Below are 2,863 nucleotides of genomic sequence, written 5' to 3'. Positions count from 1 at the left end.
CCTGAAAGTTTTGGCTTGACTTGAATCTTGCCATATCCCAAATCCTTGACAAAATTCAAGAATAAATAAGGCTCCTCTCAAAAACCAGTCTCGGCATAAAGACAGGCTAATTTTTCCAGGTTTTCCAAAGAGTTATTCTTTTGAATATAAGCCAGAGCCAGTAGAACATAATGATAGTTTTTGTCGGCAGTGAGTACCATTAACCGCTCTTTTGTTTGTTCATCCAGGGCCAAAAAGCTGGCTAAATAGCTCCCTCCCTTTTAATCTCTGATAGTTGCCCAGAGGGACTGTGGCAGGTGAATTCATCGCTCCAATCATCATAACCCTGAATGAAATTTTCTTTTTCATTACAAATTGCTTCAAACGGTTCAAAGGATATGTCAGGGACAGTTTTAGCCATTTTAAGGCTGATGTGGCTAAACAAAGCCTGATAGTTATTTTTGGAGGTAGGAAACGCAACACTCATTAAACGCTCAACACCTTCCTTACCAATTAAACAATGAACCATTAATTGATAGTTCTTCTCTGTGGGAAATGACATTAAAAAATTGGCATATTGGTTAAACTGCTTATTCACTCGGGCATAGGTTGGCTTGAAAAAAGCATGATAGTGCTGATTATATTCATACTGTACATAAGCCAATATTTCTTTCCAGAGATCATGAGGCAGCCATTGCCACTGAGAAAATTGCTCCAGTTGCGCAACCATGATTTTTTTATGAGGAGAAGCTGTTGTACTATCATCATTTGGCGTACTAGTTGAATTCATCATTTTATTACACTTTTTCTAAATTTGAAAAGCAATGCTCAATAATTTACCATTTCGTTGGTGGAATAAACATGGGTAATTTTACCCACTTAACGCTGGCGCGAGTAATCAAAGATAGGGCGAGTTAGGTAGAGTCTTGCTATCAATCGATTAAAAGGTGACTAACAACTAGTTTTAATCTGTGTGTGGTATTTATAAGTGGGTATCGAAATTGATGAAATCTTTTTTGACAGGGATATCCTGTTTTTTCGTGGATTAAAAGCGCTAACCGAGCGTGGATTAAGACGTTTTGTATTATTACCACTACTGTTCAGTTTTTTACTCTATTGGGGTATCGCTTATTTAAGTTATCACTATTTATTTGCATTTACCGATTATTACATTAAGCAATTGCCCTATTGGCTTGGTTTTCTGAGCAGTGTATTTACTCTATTATTTTTTGTGTTATTTGTTTACTTTTTTATCCACTTTTTCCGTAGTGGCTAATGTATTTGCTGCTCCGTTTAATGGCCTGTTGGCGGAGAGAGCGCAAAATTTATTAAATGGCACAGCTATTCCCGAAAGACCTTTCAGTACGATGGTGGTACAAAGTATAAAACGCCAGGGGCAATTTATTTTTATTATTTACCTCGTTTTATTGGTTTATGCTTATTATTTTTTATTCCACTGTTTCATCCTTTTTTGCCCTTTTTATGGTTTATTTTTAATGCATGGATGTTAAGTATGCAATATCAAGATTTCGCTATGGATAATAATTTGGTGGATTTTAATATCATGCGTAAGCAAATAAAAGGAGTAAAAGTCTGTCTATGGGGTTTGGTTTTATGATTAGCTTGTTAAGCTTTATACCTTTTGTAAATATTTTAATTATGCCAGCGGCTGTAATTGGCGGCACTCTAATGTGGCATCAACGTCAACAAAGTAATCAAATCCGCTATGAAAGTGATTCAGAGTTATAAAATTTAATCATTAGGAACGAATTAAGTTTAATTTTCTGTTAATAAATAGGCTATAATTGCTCGAATTTTTAATGAGAAGTAAAATTTAATGCCAAAATTTCTTATAAATACCCACAGTTTTATCTTAATCGATCTTCAACGCGGTAAAAGATATGTAGGCAATCCCCAAATGCATCGTATCCAGGCACCACAAAAGGGTAACACCTGCGGTTTATATGCTTTTAATCCCTTGCGGTTTCGTTTTGGTAATAAATATCCGGTGACTAGTAGAGAACGCCATATTGAAGTGGTTTTTCTAGTTATCGCCGTGGGCTAAATAGAATCGATTTTGATAAACCAATTTGTCAATCGTTATTAGAAGAAATGCGTGATTTTTTACCTCCGATCTGAAAAAATCACGGTAGTTCAAGTAAGAGACTATTTATTAGAATTAGAAAAAAATTTGGCCGCATTTAAAAAACTCTCTTCAGACACTACCGAAAGCCAAAACCAAATTCAACAATACAAAGAGATTTGCCAGGAATTTATTGATAACGAATATGAGTATGATGACTTCGAAGAGTTTTTAGATCAAAAGGAAAACATTGATCTGATTAAGCTCGCGCAAAAAACTATCGCAAGTTTAACTTTCATTACTTCGTTTGAGCCCAAAGAAGTGCTTAATAACTATATTAATGAGAGTATAAAATCAGTCGTTAATTCCAAGCAGAGCTATGGTAGCATGTTAAGGCTTAACCTTGATAATCCAGAGTGCCTCGCACCCATCTACCATCAGGCAGTACTTAATCTTGCTGCATCTTGTTTTCAATTAGAAGGATCGGATTGGGATCCCACAATGCCTATAGAAACTCTCATGGAAACACTTGAAGAGTTTGGGCCTCAGGTTATCTACACTGAGCCTTGTGTGTTATTTGATGGCACTAATTGTAGGCTAGAAGTAGATGGTAATCATTATAAAATTTATTCTGCTGACGAGACAAGTGATGGACAAGAAAGAGAAGGATGTCATTCTCTTCTCATTGTTGGTGCCGAAAATTGTAACGGTAAACCCTTTGTTTATCTCGCTGATCCCAATATCCCCGCTCCTTTAACTGGACCAAGTCTTCTATATAAAATTCCTTATAGTGAACTATTG

The 2,863-nt window shown here is 35.8% G+C and carries 5 protein-coding genes and 1 pseudogene; 4 read left to right on the top strand and 2 right to left on the bottom strand.

Features of this window, described 5'->3' with window-relative positions; all coding sequences use genetic code 11:
• Positions 1-77: 77 nt before the first annotated feature.
• Both BN58_RS30965 and BN58_RS12875 read right to left on the bottom strand, forming a co-directional pair.
• On the bottom strand, positions 78-233 hold the full coding sequence (locus BN58_RS30965; protein ID WP_019217182.1) for a hypothetical protein: 156 nt from the start codon (positions 231-233) through the stop codon (positions 78-80).
• Between the two features lie 8 nt (positions 234-241).
• Positions 242-772, bottom strand: a complete 531-nt coding sequence (locus BN58_RS12875; RefSeq protein WP_019217181.1) for a hypothetical protein — start codon at positions 770-772, stop codon at positions 242-244.
• A 195-nt stretch (positions 773-967) separates the two neighbouring features.
• Here BN58_RS12875 and BN58_RS37850 point away from each other — a divergent pair.
• From BN58_RS37850 to BN58_RS25140, 4 genes and pseudogenes are all read left to right on the top strand, one after another.
• Positions 968-1,597, top strand: a pseudogene (locus BN58_RS37850) (EI24 domain-containing protein).
• On the top strand, positions 1,579-1,728 hold the full coding sequence (locus BN58_RS34335) for a hypothetical protein (RefSeq protein WP_232220597.1): 150 nt from the start codon (positions 1,579-1,581) through the stop codon (positions 1,726-1,728). Before BN58_RS37850 ends, BN58_RS34335 begins: the two are co-directional and overlap by 19 nt.
• An 88-nt stretch (positions 1,729-1,816) precedes the next feature.
• Entirely contained in the window at positions 1,817-2,044 is a 228-nt protein-coding gene (locus tag BN58_RS25145; RefSeq protein ID WP_019217177.1) for a hypothetical protein, read from the top strand.
• Positions 2,045-2,095: 51 nt separating this feature from the next.
• On the top strand, positions 2,096-2,863 hold a 768-nt coding region (locus tag BN58_RS25140), incomplete at its 3' end, for a hypothetical protein (protein WP_040916535.1).

This window comes from Legionella tunisiensis, assembly GCF_000308315.1.
Classification (GTDB): Bacteria; Pseudomonadota; Gammaproteobacteria; order Legionellales; family Legionellaceae; genus Tatlockia; species Tatlockia tunisiensis.
Note: the sequence above shows the minus strand (reverse complement) of the source record. Positions and strands in the feature narration are given on the sequence as shown.

Bases quoted from the DNA above. Each gene is read 5' to 3' on its own strand.
- BN58_RS12875 (WP_019217181.1), bottom strand. From the start codon at position 772: ATGATGAATTCAACTAGTACGCCAAATGATGATAGTACAACAGCTTCT.
- BN58_RS34335 (WP_232220597.1), top strand. From the start codon at position 1,579: ATGGGGTTTGGTTTTATGATTAGCTTGTTAAGCTTTATACCTTTTGTA.
- BN58_RS25145 (WP_019217177.1), top strand. From the start codon at position 1,817: ATGCCAAAATTTCTTATAAATACCCACAGTTTTATCTTAATCGATCTT.